16 protein-coding genes are annotated in these 18419 nt (G+C 71.6%); 7 read left to right on the forward strand and 9 right to left on the reverse strand.

All coding sequences use genetic code 11. The features are described 5' to 3' along the window. Entirely contained in the window at positions 1-1179 is a 1179-nt protein-coding gene (locus IE142_RS17695; RefSeq protein ID WP_191886656.1) for a dipeptidase, read from the forward strand. On the opposite strand, the gene IE142_RS17700 is transcribed toward IE142_RS17695, so the two are convergent. Then, complete coding sequence (locus IE142_RS17700) at positions 1128-2279, reverse strand: alkene reductase (RefSeq protein WP_191886657.1); 1152 nt, start codon at positions 2277-2279, stop codon at positions 1128-1130. The genes IE142_RS17695 and IE142_RS17700 overlap by 52 nt on opposite strands. 67 nt (positions 2280-2346) lie before the next feature. On the opposite strand from IE142_RS17700, the gene IE142_RS17705 reads away from it, so the two are divergent. Both IE142_RS17705 and IE142_RS17710 read left to right on the forward strand, forming a co-directional pair. After that, complete coding sequence (locus tag IE142_RS17705; protein WP_191886658.1) at positions 2347-2703, forward strand: MerR family transcriptional regulator; 357 nt, start codon at positions 2347-2349, stop codon at positions 2701-2703. A 92-nt stretch (positions 2704-2795) separates the two neighbouring features. Further along, the gene (locus IE142_RS17710; RefSeq protein ID WP_191886659.1) at positions 2796-3926 is read left to right on the forward strand and encodes a dipeptidase; all 1131 of its coding nucleotides are present in this window, start codon (positions 2796-2798) and stop codon (positions 3924-3926) included. 68 nt (positions 3927-3994) lie between these two features. On the opposite strand, the gene IE142_RS17715 is transcribed toward IE142_RS17710, so the two are convergent. Together IE142_RS17715 and IE142_RS17720 are read right to left on the reverse strand one after the other, a co-directional pair. After that, positions 3995-4387, reverse strand: coding sequence for a VOC family protein (locus IE142_RS17715; RefSeq protein WP_043372298.1), 393 nt, complete (start codon positions 4385-4387; stop codon positions 3995-3997). Between the two features lie 29 nt (positions 4388-4416). After that, positions 4417-4788, reverse strand: coding sequence for a VOC family protein (locus IE142_RS17720; protein ID WP_191886660.1), 372 nt, complete (start codon positions 4786-4788; stop codon positions 4417-4419). A 111-nt stretch (positions 4789-4899) separates the two neighbouring features. Here IE142_RS17720 and IE142_RS17725 point away from each other — a divergent pair, with 111 nt between their 5' ends. Continuing rightward, positions 4900-5406, forward strand: a complete 507-nt coding sequence (locus IE142_RS17725) for a CGNR zinc finger domain-containing protein (RefSeq protein WP_191886661.1) — start codon at positions 4900-4902, stop codon at positions 5404-5406. A gap of 114 nt (positions 5407-5520) precedes the next feature. On the opposite strand, the gene IE142_RS17730 is transcribed toward IE142_RS17725, so the two are convergent. Beyond that, positions 5521-6864, reverse strand: a complete 1344-nt coding sequence (locus IE142_RS17730) for a UDP-glucose dehydrogenase family protein (RefSeq protein WP_191886662.1) — start codon at positions 6862-6864, stop codon at positions 5521-5523. A 180-nt stretch (positions 6865-7044) separates the two neighbouring features. Here IE142_RS17730 and IE142_RS17735 point away from each other — a divergent pair, with 180 nt between their 5' ends. Continuing rightward, positions 7045-8202, forward strand: a complete 1158-nt coding sequence (locus tag IE142_RS17735; RefSeq protein WP_191886663.1) for an acyl-CoA dehydrogenase — start codon at positions 7045-7047, stop codon at positions 8200-8202. A gap of 25 nt (positions 8203-8227) precedes the next feature. On the opposite strand, the gene IE142_RS17740 is transcribed toward IE142_RS17735, so the two are convergent. Next, positions 8228-8794 (reverse strand): acyl-CoA thioesterase, encoded by a 567-nt coding sequence (locus IE142_RS17740; RefSeq protein ID WP_043372306.1) that lies wholly within the window; start codon positions 8792-8794, stop codon positions 8228-8230. Positions 8795-8913: 119 nt separating this feature from the next. On the opposite strand from IE142_RS17740, the gene IE142_RS17745 reads away from it, so the two are divergent. Then, the gene (locus IE142_RS17745; protein ID WP_191886664.1) at positions 8914-10197 is read left to right on the forward strand and encodes an LCP family protein; all 1284 of its coding nucleotides are present in this window, start codon (positions 8914-8916) and stop codon (positions 10195-10197) included. A 12-nt stretch (positions 10198-10209) separates the two neighbouring features. Here IE142_RS17745 and IE142_RS17750 read toward each other — a convergent pair whose 3' ends face one another. Further along, positions 10210-11712, reverse strand: a complete 1503-nt coding sequence (locus IE142_RS17750) for an LCP family protein (protein ID WP_440862271.1) — start codon at positions 11710-11712, stop codon at positions 10210-10212. A gap of 139 nt (positions 11713-11851) precedes the next feature. Here IE142_RS17750 and IE142_RS17755 point away from each other — a divergent pair, with 139 nt between their 5' ends. Continuing rightward, positions 11852-12892: a glycosyltransferase family 2 protein gene (locus tag IE142_RS17755; RefSeq protein WP_191886665.1), complete on the forward strand. Its 1041-nt coding sequence runs from the start codon at positions 11852-11854 to the stop codon at positions 12890-12892. Positions 12893-12898: 6 nt separating this feature from the next. Here the strand turns inward: IE142_RS17755 and IE142_RS17760 are convergent, their stop codons facing one another. The 3 genes from IE142_RS17760 to IE142_RS17770 all read right to left on the reverse strand — a co-directional run bounded on the left by IE142_RS17760 (position 12899) and on the right by IE142_RS17770 (position 18252). Then, positions 12899-14518 (reverse strand): LCP family protein, encoded by a 1620-nt coding sequence (locus tag IE142_RS17760; RefSeq protein WP_191886666.1) that lies wholly within the window; start codon positions 14516-14518, stop codon positions 12899-12901. Positions 14519-14590: 72 nt separating this feature from the next. Continuing rightward, on the reverse strand, positions 14591-16345 hold the full coding sequence (locus tag IE142_RS17765) for an LCP family protein (protein WP_191886713.1): 1755 nt from the start codon (positions 16343-16345) through the stop codon (positions 14591-14593). Between the two features lie 206 nt (positions 16346-16551). Beyond that, positions 16552-18252, reverse strand: coding sequence for an LCP family protein (locus IE142_RS17770; RefSeq protein WP_191886667.1), 1701 nt, complete (start codon positions 18250-18252; stop codon positions 16552-16554). Positions 18253-18419 lie beyond the last annotated feature (167 nt).

Consider the following 18419-nt stretch of genomic DNA (forward strand, 5'->3'; position numbering starts at 1 on the left):
ATGACCTCTCTCGACCGGGCCCGGGAGCTGCTGCGCGAGTTCCCCGTCGTCGACGGCCACAACGACCTGCCCTGGGCGCTGCGCGAGCAGGTCCGCTACGACCTCGACGCCCGGGACATCGCCGCCGACCAGTCCGCCCACCTGCACACCGACCTGGCCCGACTGCGGGCCGGCGGCGTCGGCGCGCAGTACTGGTCGGTGTACGTCCGCTCGGACCTGCCCGGCGCGGTGACGGCGACGCTGGAGCAGATCGACTGCGTACGGCGGCTGATCGACCGGCACCCGGGGGAGCTGCGGGCCGCGCTGACCGCCGCCGACATGGAGGCCGCCCGCGCCGAGGGCCGTATCGCCTCCCTCATGGGCGCCGAGGGCGGCCACTCCATCGACAACTCGCTGGCCACCCTGCGCGCCCTGTACGCGCTGGGCGTGCGCTACATGACCCTCACCCACAACGACAACGTCGCGTGGGCGGATTCGGCGACCGACGAGCCCGGCGTCGGCGGCCTGTCGGCCTTCGGCCGCGAGGTCGTGCGGGAGATGAACCGCGAGGGCATGCTCGTCGACCTCTCGCACGTCGCGGCGACGACTATGCGCGACGCGCTGGACACCTCCACCGCGCCGGTGATCTTCTCCCACTCCTCCTCCCGGGCCGTCTGCGACCACCCCCGCAACATCCCGGACGACGTGCTGGAGCGGCTGCCCGCGAACGGCGGGGTGGCGATGGTGACGTTCGTGCCGAAGTTCGTGCTCCAGGCCGCCGTGGACTGGACGGCCGCCGCCGACGAGAACATGCGGGCACACGGCTTCCACCACCTCGACAGCAGCCCCGAGGCGATGAAGGTCCACGCCGCCTTCGAGGAGCGCGTCCCCCGCCCGGTCGCCACCGTCTCCACGGTCGCCGACCACCTCGTCCACATGCGCGAGGTCGCCGGCGTCGACCACCTCGGCATCGGCGGCGACTACGACGGCACGCCCTTCACCCCCGACGGCCTCGGCGACGTCTCGGGCTACCCGAACCTCATCGCCGAACTCCTCGACCGCGGCTGGTCCCGGGCCGACCTGGCCAAGCTGACCTGGAAGAACGCGGTCCGGGTGCTGGGCGACGCGGAGGACGTGGCCCGCGGGCTTCAGGCCACGCGGGGGCCGTCCAACGCGTCGTTGGAGGAGCTGGACGGCTGAGCCGTCTCCTCCACGGGAGCTTCGAGGGCGGGGTAGTCGGTGTAGCCGGTCGCCCCGCCCACGTACATCAGGTACCGGTCCCGCACCTGGTTCAGCGGCGCGCCCAGCCGCAGCCGCTCCACCAGGTCCGGGTTGGCGAGGAAGGGCCGTCCGAGGGCGATCAGGTCGGCTCCGGCCGCCAGCAGCCGCTCGGAGGCGCGGCGCACGCCGTCCGCGGTGAGCTCCTCGCCCAGCACCGGGTTGGCGATCAGCACGCCGGGCCACCCGGCGCGGATCTCCCCGAAGACCGAGGCGTCCGGGTCGGCGAAGACCAGGTGCAGGTACGCGAGCCCGAGCCCGCCGAGCCGTGCCGCGAGCGCCGGGTAGATCTCCTCCGTCGCGCCCTCCGCGATCCCGTTGACGGTGTTGCCGGGGGAGACGCGCAGGCCCACCCGCTCGGCGCCGATCTCCGCGGCCACCGCCTCGACCACCTCGGCCGTGAACCGGATGCGCGCGGCGATCGAGCCGCCGTAGCCGTCGGTGCGGCGGTTGGTGTTGGCGGCCAGGAACTGGTGCAGGAGGTGGCCGTTGGCGGAGTGCACCTCCACCCCCTCGAACCCGGCGTCGAGCGCGTTCCGCGCGGCCCGCGCGAAGTCGGCGACAGTGGTGCGGATGTCCTGCTCGGTCATCTCCCTCGGGACGACGGCCGGACGGTGCCCCCCGGGCGTGAAGATCGTCTCGGGCAGCGGCACCGGCGAGGGCGCGAGGGGCGTCAGCCCGCTGGTCGCCGGATGACCGACCCGGCCGCCGTGCTGGAGCTGGAGGAACATCCGCCCGCCCGCCTCCCGCACGGCGTCGGTGACCTGCCGCCAGCCCGCCACGTGCCGGGCACTGTGGACGGCGGTGATGTTCGGGTACGTCTGCCCGACCGCGTTCGGGGTCGCGGCCTCGGCGATGATCAGCCCGGCCGAGGCGCGCTGGGCGTAGTACGTGGCCATGAGCGGGGTCGGGGTGCCGTCGGCCTCGGCGCGGTTGCGCGTCAGCGGGGCCATCACGAGCCGGTTGGGGAGGGCGAGCGGTCCGAGCGGGGCGGACGCGAAGAGCTCAGTTGTGTTCGACATGCCCGTACGCTAGAACCTGACACGGGTGTCAGAATCAAGTCCCCGAGTCGAGCCCCGAGGTGACGGCATGCGGATCGGCGAACTGGCCCGGCGCACGGGCGTCAGCGAGCGCTCGCTGCGCTACTACGAGAAGCAGGGGCTGCTCGCGGCCGAGCGTACGCCCGGCGGGCACCGCGAGTACGCGGAGGCGGCCGTCGACCGGGTCGTCCGCATCCAGGAACTGTTCGCGGCCGGGCTGTGCAGCAGCAAGATCGTCGAACTGCTGCCGTGCATGCGGGACGGGGACGGCGGCCCCTCGGCCGTCGCCACGCCGAAGCTGGTCGCCGACCTCACCGCCGAACGCGCCCGCATCGACCGGATGGTCACCGACCTGCTCCGTTCCCGGGACACCCTGGACGAGGTGATCGACGCGGCCCGGGGCTGAGCCGCATACCCCCGAACGCTCCACCCAGCAGGAAGCACCTTCCGCTCCGTGCCACCGTGGCCTCAACGCACGACGACCGTACGGAGCCCGTCATGGCAGACCTCCAGGACGACCTGCACACCGGTACCGAGGCCGCCGGGCTCGACGACCCGCCCGTGTCGTCCGTGGCCGAGGTCTTCCCGCCGGAGCCCTACGCGCCCGTGTCCGACCCCGGCGACGAGCCGTCGGCCCGGGCCCACGCCGTGCTCGCCGCCCACCCCGTGGCCGACGGCTACAGCGGCCTGCCCTGGGCGCTCAAGCACCTGCCCTGGTACGACCTGGAGCTCGGCGAGAGCGCCGTCGACACCGACGTGCCGCGGCTGCGCGAAGGGCACGTGGGCGCGCTGTTCTGGTCGCTGCACCTGCCCGACGCCGTCGACGGGGACCGGGCCGTCGGCGCGACCCTGGAGCAGCTGGACCTGATCAAGACGGTGGTGCGCGCCCACCCGGAGGGCCTGCGCCTCGCCCACGACGCCGGGGAGGCCATCGACGCCCGCAACTGCGGCCGGGTCGCCGTGCTGCCGGGCCCCGCCGGCGCCGCCGCCATCGGCGACTGCCTCGGCATCCTGCGCTCCCTGTACGTTCTCGGCCTGCGCGTGCTCACCCTGGCCGGCGCGTCCTGGGCGAGCGAGGCGGGGCTGACCCGGTTCGGCGAGGAGACCGTCCGGGAGATGAACCGGCTCGGCGTCATCGCCGACCTCTCCGGCGCCTCGGCGGAGACCGTCCGCCGCACCTTCGCCGTCTCCAAAGCGCCCGCGCTGTGCACCCGCTCCGCCGCCCGCGCCCTGCGTCCCCACCCCGCCAACCTCCCCGACGACCTGCTCGTGGAGCTGGGCGCCGCCGGCGGCCTGTGCATGGTGCCGCTGACCGCCGAGCAGACCGGCCCGACCGTCCGGGACGTCGCCGACCACCTCGACCACGTCCGCTCGGTGGCCGGCCCGCAGAGCGTCGGCCTGTCCGGCACCTACGACTCAGGCACGGCACACCCGCTGGAACTCGGCGACGCCTCCTGCTACCCGCGGCTCATCGCCGAACTGCTGCGCCGCGGCTGGGACGAGGCGGACGTGGCCATGCTGACCTGGGGCAACGTCCAACGCGTGCTGCGCGGCGCAGCCTTCACCGCCCGCGCGGCCCAGCTGCGCCGGGGGCCGTCGACCGCGACCATCGCGGACCTGGACGGATGACCGACGGCCGACCTCGACGGATGGCCGTCAGCCACCCCCGACGGATGACGGCCGTCCGTCGAGGTCGGTCACCCGTGCTCGATCCGGCACAGGCAGAACGGATGCCCCGCCGGATCGGCGTACACCATGAAGCCCTTCTTCTCCCGGTCCTCCAGGTCCAGCGGCCGGGCTCCCAGCGCGAGCACCCTGTCGTGCGCCGCGTCCATCTCCGCCCAGGTCGCCCCGCCGTCGAAGTCCAGGTGGAACTGCTGGGCGTCACGGTCGGAGCGCGGCCACCGGGGCGGGGTGAGCTCCGGCACCCGCTGGAAGGACAGCCGTGGCCCGCCGGGCATCTCGAGCACCACCCAGTCGGGATCCCGTTCGTCAGGGGTGCCGCCCCCGACCTGCGCGTAGAAGCGGGCCAGTTCGGCCGGCTCGGGACAGTCGACGACGACGGAACGGAAACGTGCCACGGGTGCCATCAGGTTCCTCCCGGTGTTGTCGGCCGGCTTCAGCAGGCACAGAGGCAGAACGGGTGCCCGGCCGGGTCCGCGTAAACCCGGAAGGAACGCGCGCGGTCCTCCGCGTCCAGCGGCTTCGCGCCCAGCTCCAGCACCGCCTTCTCAGCCGCGTCCAGGTCCTTCACGTCCAGGTCGAGGTGGAACTGCTGCGCCCCGTCGGGACCGGGCCACTTCGGCGGTACGTACCCGGGGGCGCCCTGGAAGGCCAGCGTCCGCCCGCCGGGCAGATAGAGGACGACCCACTCGTCCTGGCCGTCGCTCTTGTCCTCGACGGTGCCGCCGAGCACGTCGGCGTAGAAACGGGCCAGTGCGTGGGGATCGGGACAGTCCAGGACGACGACACCCAGTTCGGCGACAGCCATGACTTCCTCCTTGAAGTCCGCGGTCTGAGCAACCGTTGTCGGTTACCTGCAAAGCCCGGGTAACCGGTAACGGTTACTCCATGCTCCCGTATCGGCGGTAACGTCGCAAGCATGAGTGACAGATCGCCCGCGCCGGGAGGCCTGGAGCTGGTCGAGAAACTGGTGAACACGATCGACCTCGAAACCGGCGCCGACTCGCTGGACACGGCCGAGGGACGGGCGCGTCTCGGACTCACGAAGGACGACGTGCCCGGCGCCCGGGAGCTGCGTGAGTCCCTGCGCGCGGTCCTGCTCGCCCACGCCGGCCACCCGCCGCACCGCACGGTGACCCCACTGGACGAGCTGCTGGCCACCGCTCCGCTGGTGGTGACCGTCGACCCGGCCGACGGCGCCGCCGCCCTCTCCCCGGCCGGGGGCGGCACGCTGGCCGCCCGCATCGCCGCCGCCGTCGCCGAGGCGCTGGTGGCGGGCACGTGGACCAGGCTCAAGGCCTGCGAGGCCGTCGACTGCCACTGGGCGTACTACGACCGCAGCCCGGCCGGACGCGGCCGCTGGTGCTCGATGCGGGTGTGCGGGGCCCGCGCCAAGATGCGCCGTTACCGGGCCAAGGAGACGTGACACACAGGGGATTCACCGGCCGCGGGACCGGCCCCTGGTGCAGAATGCGGACGACGCCGGTTCGGCCGACTGAGCCTCGGCCGAACCGGCGTCACCCCTTTCGTCGCGTGCTCGCTAGGCCGTCGGACGGCCCATCGCCCGGTACGTCCAACCGGCCTTCCGCCAGACCACCGGGTCCAGGGCGTTGCGCCCGTCCAGGATCACCCGGGCCGACACGGCCTCGCCCAGCGCCTCCGGGTCCAGCTCGCGGAACTCCCGCCACTCCGTCAGGTGCAGCACCACGTCGGCGCCCCGCACCGCCTCCAGCGCGGACTCGGCGTACCCGAGCGTCGGGAACAGCCGCCGGGCGTTCCTCATCCCCTTGGGGTCGTACACCGTCACCTGGGCGCCTTGGAGGTGCACCTGCCCGGCGACGTTCAGCGCGGGGGAGTCCCGTACGTCGTCCGAGTCGGGCTTGAAGGTGGCACCGAGCACCGCGACCCGCTTGCCGAGGAACGGGCCGCCGCCCAGCGCCTGCCGGGTCAGCTCCACCATCTGCCCGCGCTGGCGCATGTTGATCGAGTCGATCTCGCGCAGGAAGGTCAGCGCCTGGTCGGCGCCCAGCTCACCGGCGCGCGCCATGAACGCGCGGATGTCCTTCGGCAGACAGCCGCCGCCGAACCCGATCCCGGCCCGCAGGAACTTCTTCCCGATCCGGTCGTCGTACCCGATCGCCTCCGCCAGCTTGGCCACGTCGCCGTCGGCCGCCTCGCACACCTCCGCCATCGCGTTGATGAAGGAGATCTTGGTGGCGAGGAAGGAGTTCGCGGAGGTCTTCACCAGCTCGGCGGTCGGGAAGTCGGTGACGACGAAAGGGGATCCCTCCCCGATCGGCGTCGCGTACACCTCGCGCAGCAGCTTCTCCGCCCGCTCGCTGCGCACGCCGACCACGATCCGGTCGGGGTGCAGCGTGTCCTTCACGGCGAAGCCCTCGCGCAGGAACTCCGGGTTCCAGGCCAGCTCCGCCGCGTCCCCGGCCGGCGCGTGCTCGGCGAGGTAGCCGGCCAGCCGGTCGGCGGAGCCCACGGGCACGGTCGACTTGCCGACGACCAGCGCCGGCCCCGTCAGGTGCGGAGCCAGCGAGGCCAGCGCGGATTCGACGTACGACATGTCGCAGGCGTACTCGCCGTGCTTCTGCGGCGTGTTCACGCACAGGAAGTGCACGTCCCCGAAGGCCGCGACCTCGGCGAAGTCGGTGGTGAAGCGCAGCCGGCCGCTGGACCCCTCGATCCCCGCGACGTGCTTGCCCAGCAACTCCTCCAGCCCCGGCTCGTACATCGGGACCTCGCCCCGCTGGAGCATCTCGATCTTCTCGGGCACCACGTCCAGGCCCAGCACCTCGAAACCGAGCTCGGCCATGGCCGCCGCATGGGTCGCGCCGAGATAACCGGTGCCGATCACGGTGATCTTGAGGGCCATGGGTGCTCCAGACGTACGGCGTGGGGTGCGCGCCCGAGCATATCCGGGGCGCGGGGAAAGCCTCCCGACCGGCTGTCGTCAAGCTCACCTATCCACGAACGTGGACGACGCTCTAAAATTTCGGTTACTTAACGGTAGTTAGCGTGCCCAGCATCACAGCGTTTTGGAGCGTGAGAGACCTTGGCCGGATCGGCTGACTTCGACCTGTACCGCCCGTCCGAGGAGCACGACATGCTCCGCGACGCCGTCCGCTCCCTGGCCGACGCGAAGATCGCGCCGTACGCCGCCGCGGTGGACGAGGAGGCCCGTTTCCCGCAGGAGGCGCTGGACGCGCTGACCGCGAACGACCTGCACGCGGTCCACGTCCCCGAGGAGTACGGCGGCGCGGGCGCCGACGCCCTCGCCACGGTGATCGTCATCGAGGAGGTCGCCCGCGCCTGCGCCAGCTCCTCCCTCATCCCCGCGGTGAACAAGCTCGGCTCGCTCCCGGTGATCCTCTCCGGCTCCGAGGAGCTGAAGAAGAAGTACATGACCCCGCTCGCCAAGGGCGACGGCATGTTCTCCTACTGCCTCTCCGAGCCCGACGCGGGCTCCGACGCGGCCGGCATGAAGACCAAGGCCGTCCGCGACGGCGACCACTGGATCCTCAACGGCGTCAAGCGCTGGATCACCAACGCCGGCGTCAGCGAGTACTACACGGTGATGGCCGTCACCGACCCCACCAAGCGCTCCAAGGGCATCTCCGCCTTCGTCGTGGAGAAGTCCGACGAGGGCGTCTCCTTCGGCGCCCCGGAGAAGAAGCTCGGCATCAAGGGCTCCCCGACCCGCGAGGTCTACCTCGACAACGTCCGCATCCCCGCCGACCGCATGATCGGCGAGGAGGGCACCGGCTTCGCCACCGCGATGAAGACGCTGGACCACACCCGCATCACCATCGCCGCCCAGGCCCTCGGCATCGCCCAGGGCGCCCTCGACTACGCCAAGGGCTACGTGAAGGAGCGCAAGCAGTTCGGCAAGCCGATCGCCGACTTCCAGGGCATCCAGTTCATGCTCGCCGACATGGCCATGAAGATCGAGGCCGCCCGCCAGCTCACCTACGCGGCGGCCGCCAAGTCGGAGCGCGGCGACAGCGACCTCACCTTCCAGGGCGCCGCCGCCAAGTGCTTCGCCTCCGACGTGGCCATGGAGGTCACCACGGACGCGGTCCAGCTCCTCGGCGGATACGGCTACACGCGGGACTACCCGGTGGAGCGCATGATGCGTGACGCGAAGATCACGCAGATTTATGAAGGCACGAATCAGGTCCAGCGCATCGTCATGGCGCGCAACCTGCCGTAACGGCGCGCGCTCGTGAGTTCGGGGCTCAGTCCTCGTACCCCTCCGCCACCCGCCGCTCCCGCAGTTCCATGATCGCGCGGCGGCGGGCCAGGCGGTGGGTGCGGCGGATCTGGGCCTCCTGGTAGCGGCGCTTGTCCTTCTCGGTCTCGGGGATGACCGGCGGGACCGTGCGGGGCTTGCCGTCCGCGTCCACCGCGGCGAAGACCAGGTAGGCCGAGCCGACCTGGGTGGCGGGGGCTGACTCGTTCCAGCGCTCGGCCATGACCCGCACGCCGACCTCCATGGAGCTGCGGCCGGTCCAGTTGACCTGGGCCTTCACATGGACGAGGTCGCCGACGCGGACCGGTTCGAGGAACGCCATCTCGTCCATGGACGCGGTGACGGCGGGGCCGCCGGAGTGCCGTCCGGCCACGGCGCCCGCCGCGTCGTCGACGAGCTTCATGATCACTCCGCCGTGCACCGTGCCCAGCAGGTTGGTGTCGCTGTGGGTCATGATGTGGCTGAGGGTGGTACGGGACGCCGAGGTCGGCTTGCCCGGGATCTCCGGAGCCGCCGACTGTGCGGCCGAGGCCTGTTCTGCCTGGTCTGTCATGGCCTCCACCTTATGCCGGGACGACAGGCGCGTGATTTGTGTCGGCTTCGCAACAGCGCCGCCCCTATTTTCCGACGACCCTTGTATGGCCGTCGGGGCGGACCTGCACACTGGTGCCCATGAATGATTGGCCCGAGGGATGGTCCGGTGACAACCGCGGCGGCGGGTACGGGCGCGGCAGCGCGAGCGCGCGGCCCGAGAGCGCGCGGGTGATGCGTCAGGTCCGTCGCGGCGCGCCGCCGCCCGGCCAGGGCCCGTCGGCCCCGCCGCACGGCGCCGGGGTGCCGCAGCAGCCGTCGTACGTGGACGGCCAGGGCCACGGCGGTCACGACGGCTATGACAGCGGCTACAACACCGGCCAGGTCTACGGCAGCCCCGGCGGCCGTGGCCCCGCGGGTCCGGGCCCGCGTCCGGGGCGGCCCGCGCCCGACTGGCGGCGCCGGATCAAGTGGACCGCGATCACGGTGGTGACCGCGCTGGTCGTGACCACCGTCGGCACGTACTTCTGGGCCGACTCCAAGCTGAACCGCGAGGTCGACCTCTCGAAGGTCATCGAGCGGCCCGAGGCCGGCGAGGGCACGAACTACCTGATCGTCGGCTCCGACAGCCGCGAGGGCATGACCGACGAGCAGAAGAAGGACCTGCACACCGGCTCCGCCGAGGGCAAGCGCACCGACTCGATGATGATCCTGCACACCGGGGACAACGGGTCGACGCTGATCTCCCTGCCCCGTGACTCGGACGTGGAGATCCCGAGCTTCGTCGGCTCCGAGTCGGGAAAGACGTACAAGGGCACCGGCCGGCACGTGAAGCTGAACGCCGCGTACGCGGAGGACGGCCCGGAGCTGCTGGTGCGGACCATCGAGTACAACACCGGTCTGCGCCTGGACCACTACGTCGAGATCGGTTTCGCCGGTTTCGCGAACATCGTGGACGCGGTCGGCGGCGTCGAGATGGACATCCCGCAGGACATCAAGGACCCGAAGTCCGGCGCCGACTTCCAGAAGGGCAAGCAGACCCTGAACGGGCAGGACGCCCTGGCCTTCGTCCGTACCCGGTACGCGCTGGCCGGCTCCGACCTGGACCGCACCAAGAACCAGCAGAAGTTCCTGTCGGCGCTGGCGAACCAGGTGGCCACCCCGTCGACGGTCCTCAACCCCTTCAAGCTGTACCCGACCATGGGCGCGGGCCTGGACTCCCTGATCGTCGACAAGGAGATGGGCCTGTTCGACCTGGCGAGCATGTTCTGGGCGATGAAGAGCGTCAGCGGCGGCGACGGCACGTCGATGAACATGCCGGTCTCGGGCAGCGTGGGTGGCAACCTGAAGTGGGACGACGCCAAGGTGAAGAAGCTGGTCGAGCAGTTGAAGAACGACGAGAAGGTCACCGTCTCCGGCGACTGACGCGGCACCGCGTCACTGCTCCCCGCAGACCACACGGTCGCCCCGCACCACCGTGCCCGACTCCTGCGGTGGGTCGGCAGGCTTCACCTCCACGACCTTCTCGAAGCCGGCGCCCGCGATCACCTTCAGCGTCGGGCCCTGGTCCTTGACCGGCCGCAGTTCACTGCCGGGCAGCGCGGCGGCCAGCGACTTCGCCGAGCGGTCCCAGCGGGGGTCGAAGGCGACCACGGTCCGCTCGACCGTGCGGTCGGTGGCGTTCCTGGGCGCCTCGGTGGTGCGGAAGCCGGTCGCGGCCAGCGCGTCGTCCACCCGCTTGCCGAGGCCGGGGGTGCGCGTGCCGTTCTCCACCTCGACCCGGATCAGCTTCGGGTCGACCGGGACCCGTACCGGTGCCGGGCCCTTCGGTTCCGGCGTGGGCCTGGCCAGCGGCTCGTCCTCGCGCAGGGCGTCGAAGATCCGCTCGGACTCGGCGGGGTCCCACTTGAGGGTCGAGCCGACGCCCTTGACGGCGTAGCGCATCTGCCCGATCGGCACGGTGGCGAACTCGGACGAGGACGGCGAGAAGTTCCGCATCGCCCGCCCGAGCGCCAGCATCTCGTCGGTGCCGAAGCCCTTGTCGGCCCGTACCGAGCCCAGCACCGCCAGGGTGACGTCGCGGAACTTGAGCGGGTTCAGCAGCAGCCCCGAGGACGTCGCCCGGTCGATCAGGGCGGCCAGGAAGCGCTGCTGGCGTTTCATCCGGCTCAGGTCGGAGGCCCCGTCCAGGTGCCGGGCGCGGACGTACTGCAGCGCCTGCCCGCCCATCAGCGTGTGCGTGCCGGCCGGCAGGTCGAGCCCGGTGTGGCTGTCCTCGAGCGGCTCGGCGGTGCAGATCTCCACGCCGCCGAGCACGTCGACGGTCCTCATGAAGCTGGTGAAGTCGATCTCCAGGTAGTGGTCGATCTTCACGCGGGTCATGTTCTCGACCGTGCGGATGGTCAGCTGCGGGCCGCCTTCGGCGTAGGCCGCGTTCAGCTTGAGCGGGTGCCCCTCGTGGTGCTCGCCCGTGGTGCGGTCGGTGTGGTCGGGCGTCTCGGCGTAGGAGTCGCGCGGCAGGCTGACCACGCTGGCGCGCTCCCGGTCCTCCGAGATGTGCACGATCATGATCGTGTCGGTGCAGTGGCAGGGGGCGCCGCCGAGCCGGTACTTCTCGCGCTCCTCCTCGCTGATCCGGTCGCGGCCGTCGGTGCCGACCAGCAGGACGTTCATGCCGTCGCCCGCGCGGGGCCGGTTCTTCATGTCCTTGAAGGCGTCGACCCGCGTGATGTCCGAGTCCAGGCCGGAGAGCACCGCGTGCCCGATTCCGGCGGAGGCGAGCACCACCACCGACAGGGCGGTGACCGCCCGCATGGCCCAGCGCGGGCGCTTCCGCCGTACGGGGGGCCGGGGCGGGCGCCTGAAGGCTCCGCGCTGCGGGGGCGGGACGCCCCGGGACGTGGCGGTCGGGACCCGGGGGGAGCGGGGCGGCGTGGGCAAGGTGACACCTCCGCGGGGTACGGGCCGTGCGGCCGGACGTGCGATCCGTGAGCACCGTAGGCCCATACGATCTGCGACCCGGGGCTGTGACCCCCGCGGCGCGCACCCGTGTCCCCCGTTCGCGGTAACGTGAGCACCGATGAACGCCAAGTCCGACGTGCGGCCGCCCGCCGTTTCCGTGATCATGCCCGTCCTCAATGAGGAACGGCATCTGCGCGGCTCCGTCCGCGCCATCCTCGCCCAGGAGTACGCCGGCGAGATGGAGGTCGTGATCGCCCTCGGTCCCTCGACGGACCGCACGGACGAGATCGCCGCCGAACTCGTCGCCGAGGACCCCCGCGTCCACACCGTGCCGAACCCCACCGGCCGTACGCCCGCCGCGCTGAACGCCGCGATCAAGGCGTCCCGCCATCCGGTCGTCGTGCGCGTCGACGGCCACGGCATGCTGTCGCCGAACTACATCGCCACGGCCGTACGGCTCCTGGAGGAGACCGGCGCGCAGAACGTGGGCGGCATCATGCACGCCGAGGGCGAGAACGCCTGGGAGGACGCCGTCGCCGCCGCGATGACGTCGAAGATCGGCGTGGGCAACGCCGCCTTCCACACGGGCGGCGAGGCCGCCCCGGCCGAGACGGTGTACCTGGGTGTGTTCCGCCGCGAGGCGCTGGAGCAGCAGGGCGGGTACAACGAGGAGTTCATCCGCGCCCAGGACTGGGAGCTGAACTTCCGTATCCGCGAGGCCGGCGGTCTGATCTGGTTCTCGCCCGAACTGCGGGTCTCCTACCGGCCCCGCCCGTCCGTGCGGGCGCTGGCCAAGCAGTACAAGGACTACGGCCGCTGGCGGCACGTCGTCGCCCGGTACCACGCCGGCTCCATCAACCTGCGCTACCTCGCCCCGCCGACCGCCGTGTGCGCCATCGCCGCCGGTGTCGTGGTGGGTGCGTTGTTGACCCCGTGGGGCTTCGTCGTACCCGGTGGTTACCTGGCGGCCATCGTCGCCGGGTCCCTCCCGGCCGGGAAGGGGCTCGGGCTGAAGGCGCGGGCGCAGATCCCGGTGGCGCTGGCGACCATGCACATGTCCTGGGGCTGGGGCTTCCTGACCAGCCCGCGGTCGCTGGCCGAGCGGGTCATCGCCTCGCGGCGTCCGGCGGTGCAGCCGGACGCCGTCGGCACCGAGTAGCGGCCGTCACGACCAGCTGAACGCCGGGTTCACGTGCATGCAGGCGCTGTCGTCGGCGCCGTTGAGGGCCTCGGCGGACTCAGGGGTCGTGTCGTCGGACTCGGGCGCCCGGTAGGCCGTGCCCTCGCGCCAGTCCGCGCCCACGATGAGCGTGACACCCGAGACGTCGGTCGACCGCTGCACCGAACTCGGGGGAATGCCGAGGGCCTCGGCGACCCGTCGTGCGTCGCCCTCCAGGTCGGCGCTCGGGTAGCGGATGACCGTGCGGTCCTCGCTCGGCAGCACGGCGGGGTCGGCGACGGCCCTGTCGAAGCCCTGCTCCACCAGTAGCCCGGCGACCGTGTTCGCGCGTCCGCGGGCCGCGGCCGTACTGTCCGTGCGGGTGCCGTTGCGTACCTGGACCGCGATCTCCTCGTCGGGGGCCGCCGGGTCGGTCGGGGCCGTCGTGTCCTGCGCGGGCTCCTTCTTCTTCGCGTCCTTGCCGTCCAGTGCGATGTCCTCGCGCACCAGCCGGAACAGCTGCTCCGCGTCCTCGGTCGGCTCCACGCGGGCGCCCACGTAGCGGTTGGGCATCGTGGTCATGGTGATGCGCTCCGGCTCCACCTTGCGCAGCTGGTTGCTGAGGTCGTACAGCTTCTTGACGGTGTCGAGGCCGGGGTCGACGGTGAGCGCCCGGGTGGCCTCCTCGGCGAGCCTGCGCAGCCTGTTCGGGTTGCTCAGGGTGGCGTTCTCGCGCAGCGTGCGGACCAGCGAGTTCAGGTACATGTGCTGGGCCTTGGCCCGGGCGAGGTCGCTGCCGTCCTCGAAGCCGTAGCGGGTGCGCAGCCACTGCAGGGCCTGCTCGCCCTTGACCGGGTGGGTGCCCTTCTCCAGCTTCAGGCCGGAGCCGTGGCCCTCGGCGTCGCGCGAGTGGATGTTGGCGTCCACGCAGACCGGGACGCCGCCGACGGCGTCCGCCATCGCCACCACGCCCGCGAAGTCGACCATGACGAAGTGGTCGATGTGGATGCCGGTGAGCTCCTGCCAGGTGGCGACCGTGCAGCCGGGGCCACCGTGCCCGAGGCTCCGGTTGGTCATCGTCCGGCCCTCGCTGGCCGGGTAGACCTTCCCGTCGTCCGGGTCGGTGCACTTGGGGATCTGTACGAGGGTGTCGCGGGGCATGCTGACGACCGACATGTTGCTGCGGTCGGCGGACAGGTGCACCAGCATCTGCACGTCCGCCAGCGGCGTCGCGCCGAACGTCTCGCGGGCGCCGCCCAGTTGCTGGTTCTCCTCGCTGTCCCGGGCGTCGGAGCCGATGACGAGGATGTTCAGCGGTGTCTGTCCGGCGGCGTTCGGTGTCGGCGCGGCGACCTTGTTGTCGCCCAGGTTGAGGGCGTCCTTCTTGATGTTGTCGTTGAGGTGCTCGTAGTAGAGGTACCCGGCGGCTGCCGTGCCGGTCATCAGCACGGCGAGTGTCACCGCCGTCCAGCGGAGCGCACGGCGGCCCCTGCGGGAGCGGCGTCTGCCGGGCGCCTCGCCGCCGCCGTCCGCGTCACCGGTCCCGTCGACGGCGGACCCGGCCCCCTCGGGGACGTCCGGTGCGCCCTGCCGAGTGTCCTCCCTCTGCACACTGCTTCGCGTCATCTACGCGTCACCTCCACCCCCGCGCCACGACGCGGGCCCGTCGTCGCTGAGACGCACGACGGACCCGTCAGGTCAACTGGCGCACAACTTCTGGTCGGCCGTGGTCTTGTCCACCTCGGGCGGCTTCGCGGACGCGGCGTCGAGCTTGACCCCGGCGCCCTTGAAGTCCTTGCCGAGGGTGAGGGTCATGGTGGGCATGCCCTGGGCGTTGGTGACGCTCTCGCCGGGCTTCATGGCGGCGCCGGACAGGCCGAGGATCTCGGCGAGGGCGCGGGCCTGGTCGGCCTGGTCGGGGGCGTACTCCAGGGTGGTCTTGGCGACCTCGGCGTCCGCGTTGCCCGCGTTCTCGGACTTGGTGACCCCGGCCTGGGTCTGGAGGTAGTTCAGCTCCAGCTGGGCGCTGCCGTCGGGGGCCCCGCCGTTGAGGACGCGGACGCGGACCTCGGAGGGGTCCGACTTCTCGCCCTTGAGGCGGGCGGCGACGGCGGCGGCCTCCTTCTTCTCCTTCTGCTTGACCTCGGTGAAGGAGACGTCGTTGATGATCATGTCGAAGATCTGGGGGGCCTTCGCCTCGTTGGCGACGACCGTCGCCTTGACCTTCTCGGTGGGGTTGTCGACCACCGGCACCGTGAGGAACGTGATGTTCTTCGGCGGCACCTTCTTCAGCTCCAGGGCGACGTCCTTGAGCGTGCCCACGTTGCCGATGGCGCTGTCCACGGTCAGCGCCTCGGTGGCGGCCTCGGCCAGCTTCACCAGCTTGGTGGGGCTGGTCAGGGTGTCGCTGGACGACATCTTCCGCATGAGCGAGCCCAGGAACTGCTGCTGGACCTTGATGCGGTCCAGGTCGCCCTCGTTGCCGAAGGCGTGCCGGGTGCGGACGAAGGCGAGGGCCTGCTCCCCCTCGACCTTGGACTCGCCGGCGGGCAGTTTCAGGTGGGACTTCGGGTCGTCGACGGCGTGCTCCACGCAGACGTCGACGCCGTCGACGGCGGTGGTGAGCGTCTTGACCGCGTTGAAGTCGGCCATCATGAAGTGGTGGGGCTGGATGCCGGTCGCTTCCTTCACCGTGCGCATGGCGCAGCCCGCGTCCCGGCCGTTCTCGCCGAGGCTCCGGTTGAAGCGGACGTCCTGCTCCCCGGGGACGATCTCCGTCGAGCCGTCCTCCTGCTTGGTCTCGCAGTCGGGGATGTCGACGATCATGTCGCGGGGGATGCTGAGCGCGGTGGCGTTGGAGCGGTCCTTGGAGACGTGCAGCAGGATCGTGGTGTCGGCGTGGCCGACGCTGCCCGCGTCGCCGTAGCCCTCGTTGCCGGCGCCGGTGCGCTTGTCGGTGCCGATGATGAGGATGTTGAAGGCCTCGTCCTTCTTGAAGCTGCTGCTTCCGGCGCTGCCCACGTCCGTCGTCGTGACGTTGCCCTCGAGGTGCTTGAGGTAGAGGTAGCCGCCGACACCGGCCACCAGGACGGCGAACGCGGTGCCGCCGCCGGTCCACAGCAGGGCCTTCTTGCCCTTGGACTTCTTCTTCGCCGGACGACGCCCGCGCCGCCCCGGCGCCGGTTCCTCGGGGGCCGAACGGCGCTGCCGCTGGGGCGGGACCGCCCGGCCGGACGTGCCCGTGCGGCCCGCCGCGCCGGCGGTGCCGGTGGTCCGGCCGTCGTCGGGGGAGGGGGTGCCGCTGTCGCGGGGGGTCGGCCTGCGGGGACCCGGCACGGGTGACTGCGGTGCGGAAGCGGGCAGTCGCAGTTCGTATTCACCGGTGCGTGGATTCAATACCCACTGGTCTGCGGGATCGACGTCGTCTGCCCGCCCACGTCCTTGCGCGTCCACGGTCTCCCAATCCTCCGTCGGGGCCACGCGGCACCTTCTGCCGGAAGGCGCACGATAAAGGGTCAACATGTGCACGACGCCAGGGCGGACCTCGCGGCGGGGGCACCGGAGCGCTCACACTATCCGCCCGGTTCGGCGTCGAACTACTCCGGTGGCATGGCCGACATCCCTACAAGCGGGCAAATCCCTCGTATTTTCCTGAGTTCCTACCATCGGTAGGGCTCGTACACGTCCATGCACGTGCCGGCGTCCGAGCCGTTGAGGGCGTCGCTGTTGTCCGGCAGGTCTCCGGCCTCCGGCTTCTCCTGTTGCGGGTACGACGTGCCGGAGCGCCAGTCGGCTCCGACCACGAGCGTGATCCCGGACACGTCCGCGGACTTCCGCACGGAACTCGCCGGGATCCCCAGCGCCGCGGCCACGCGCCGGGCGTCCGCCGCGGTCTCCGCGCTCGGGTAGCGGACGACGGTCCGCTCCTCGGCGAGGGCGTCCGAGGTGTCCTTGGCCGCCCTCGCGAACCCCTTACGCGCCAATGCCTCGGCGACCGCGCCCGCGCGTCCGGTGACCGGGCCGAGGGCGGCGGTGCGGGTGGCGTTCCGCACGAGGACGCCGATCTCGGCGTCGGGGGCCGCCCGGTCCCCTTCGGTTGAGTCCTTGCCCGCGCTCTCGCCCTCGTCCTTTTCGTCCTCGGATCCGGCGTCCTTGCCGCCCTTGTCGTCGAAGGACACGTCGTCGCGGAGCATCGCCCACATCTTGTCCGCGTCACCGGCCGGGAGCAGGTGGTTCCTGTCCTGGGGGTCCTCGACGGTGGGCATCGTCGTCATGGTGATGCGGTCCGTGGGGACCGTCTTGAGCTGCATGCCCAGGTCGTAGAGCTCCTTGACCGTGCCGATCTCCTCCGAGACCGTCAGGGACTTCGTGGCCGCCTCGGCCAGGCCCATCAGCCGGCCGGTGTCGGTGAAGACGTTCTGCCCCTTCAGGGTGCGGATCATCGAGTTCATGTACATGTGCTGTGCCCGCGCGCGCAGCAGGTCGCTGCCCCAGGCGTGCCGGGTGCGCAGCCACTGCAGTGCCTGTTCGCCCCGTACCTTCTTCCGGCCGGCCTCCATCTTGAGGCCCGAGCCGCCGGGCACGGCGGGCAGCGGCCGGTCCCACACGTTCTGGTTCACGCACACCTCGACCCCGCCGACGGCGTCCGCCATCGCCACGACGCCCGCGAAGTCGATCGTCATCCAGTGGTCGACGTACACACCGGTGAGGTTCTCCCAGGTGGCCAGGGTGCAGCCGGCGCCGCCGCGGCCCAGTGACTCGTTGATGATCGAGTTGGTCGCCGGGTACTTCTCGCCGGTCTTCGGGTCCGTGCACTCGGGGATGTCCACCCGGGTGTCCCGGGGGATGCTCACCACGGCCGCGCTCTTGCGGTCCGCGGCCAGGTGGACGAGCATCTGCACGTCGCCGAGGGGCGGATTGTCGCGGTGGTTCCTGCCCCCGCCCAGCGCCACGTTCGCGTCTGAGGCGCGGCTGTCGGAGCCGACCAGCAGGATGTTCAGGGGCCTCTGTCCGGCCGCGTTCGGCTCGGGTTGGTTCGCCTTGGAGTCGCCGCTGCTGCGCTCGCCCTTCTCGATGTTGCCGTTCAGGTGCTCGTAATAGAGGTATCCGGCACCGGCCGTGCCGAGTATCAGCACCGAGAGGACAGTCGCGGACCACCGCAGTGCGCGGTGCCGGCGCCCGGCGCGGCGCCTTGCGGACCGGCTGTCGTTGCCGCCCGGTGGTCCGCCTCCCGACCTGCCCGGGCCGGACCCGTCCCCGCCCTGAGCGCCGTTCCCGCCGCCCCCGCCGCCCCCGCCGCCCCGGGCGCGCCGGGCGGCACCCGGCCGTGTTCCCTCCCCGTGCACACTGCTCTGCGTCATGTCCCTCTTCCCACCCTCGCACCCGCGAACGCTCTGCGGCGCGCTAGCCGTTCGCACAGTTGGACGTACGGGGGGCCTCGTTGGCTGTACGGCCGCGCCGACGGATCAATCCCGTCACGGAAGCCCGCTCCCGTCCGGGCCGTCACCCGGGCGCGCCGATGGACTTG

The organism is Streptomyces mutabilis (assembly GCF_014649815.1).
Lineage (GTDB): Bacteria > Actinomycetota > Actinomycetes > Streptomycetales > Streptomycetaceae > Streptomyces > Streptomyces mutabilis.

Excerpts from the sequence above, each read along its gene's own strand:
- IE142_RS17745 (WP_191886664.1), top strand. The coding sequence starts at position 8,914 with ATGAATGATTGGCCCGAGGGATGGTCCGGTGACAACCGCGGCGGCGGG.
- IE142_RS17695 (WP_191886656.1), top strand. The coding sequence starts at position 1 with ATGACCTCTCTCGACCGGGCCCGGGAGCTGCTGCGCGAGTTCCCCGTC.
- IE142_RS17755 (WP_191886665.1), top strand. The coding sequence starts at position 11,852 with ATGAACGCCAAGTCCGACGTGCGGCCGCCCGCCGTTTCCGTGATCATG.
- IE142_RS17770 (WP_191886667.1), bottom strand. The coding sequence starts at position 18,252 with ATGACGCAGAGCAGTGTGCACGGGGAGGGAACACGGCCGGGTGCCGCC.
- IE142_RS17725 (WP_191886661.1), top strand. The coding sequence starts at position 4,900 with ATGAGTGACAGATCGCCCGCGCCGGGAGGCCTGGAGCTGGTCGAGAAA.
- IE142_RS17760 (WP_191886666.1), bottom strand. The coding sequence starts at position 14,518 with ATGACGCGAAGCAGTGTGCAGAGGGAGGACACTCGGCAGGGCGCACCG.
- IE142_RS17710 (WP_191886659.1), top strand. The coding sequence starts at position 2,796 with ATGGCAGACCTCCAGGACGACCTGCACACCGGTACCGAGGCCGCCGGG.
- IE142_RS17730 (WP_191886662.1), bottom strand. The coding sequence starts at position 6,864 with ATGGCCCTCAAGATCACCGTGATCGGCACCGGTTATCTCGGCGCGACC.
- IE142_RS17705 (WP_191886658.1), top strand. The coding sequence starts at position 2,347 with ATGCGGATCGGCGAACTGGCCCGGCGCACGGGCGTCAGCGAGCGCTCG.
- IE142_RS17700 (WP_191886657.1), bottom strand. The coding sequence starts at position 2,279 with ATGTCGAACACAACTGAGCTCTTCGCGTCCGCCCCGCTCGGACCGCTC.
- IE142_RS17720 (WP_191886660.1), bottom strand. The coding sequence starts at position 4,788 with ATGGCTGTCGCCGAACTGGGTGTCGTCGTCCTGGACTGTCCCGATCCC.
- IE142_RS17740 (WP_043372306.1), bottom strand. The coding sequence starts at position 8,794 with ATGACAGACCAGGCAGAACAGGCCTCGGCCGCACAGTCGGCGGCTCCG.
- IE142_RS17715 (WP_043372298.1), bottom strand. The coding sequence starts at position 4,387 with ATGGCACCCGTGGCACGTTTCCGTTCCGTCGTCGTCGACTGTCCCGAG.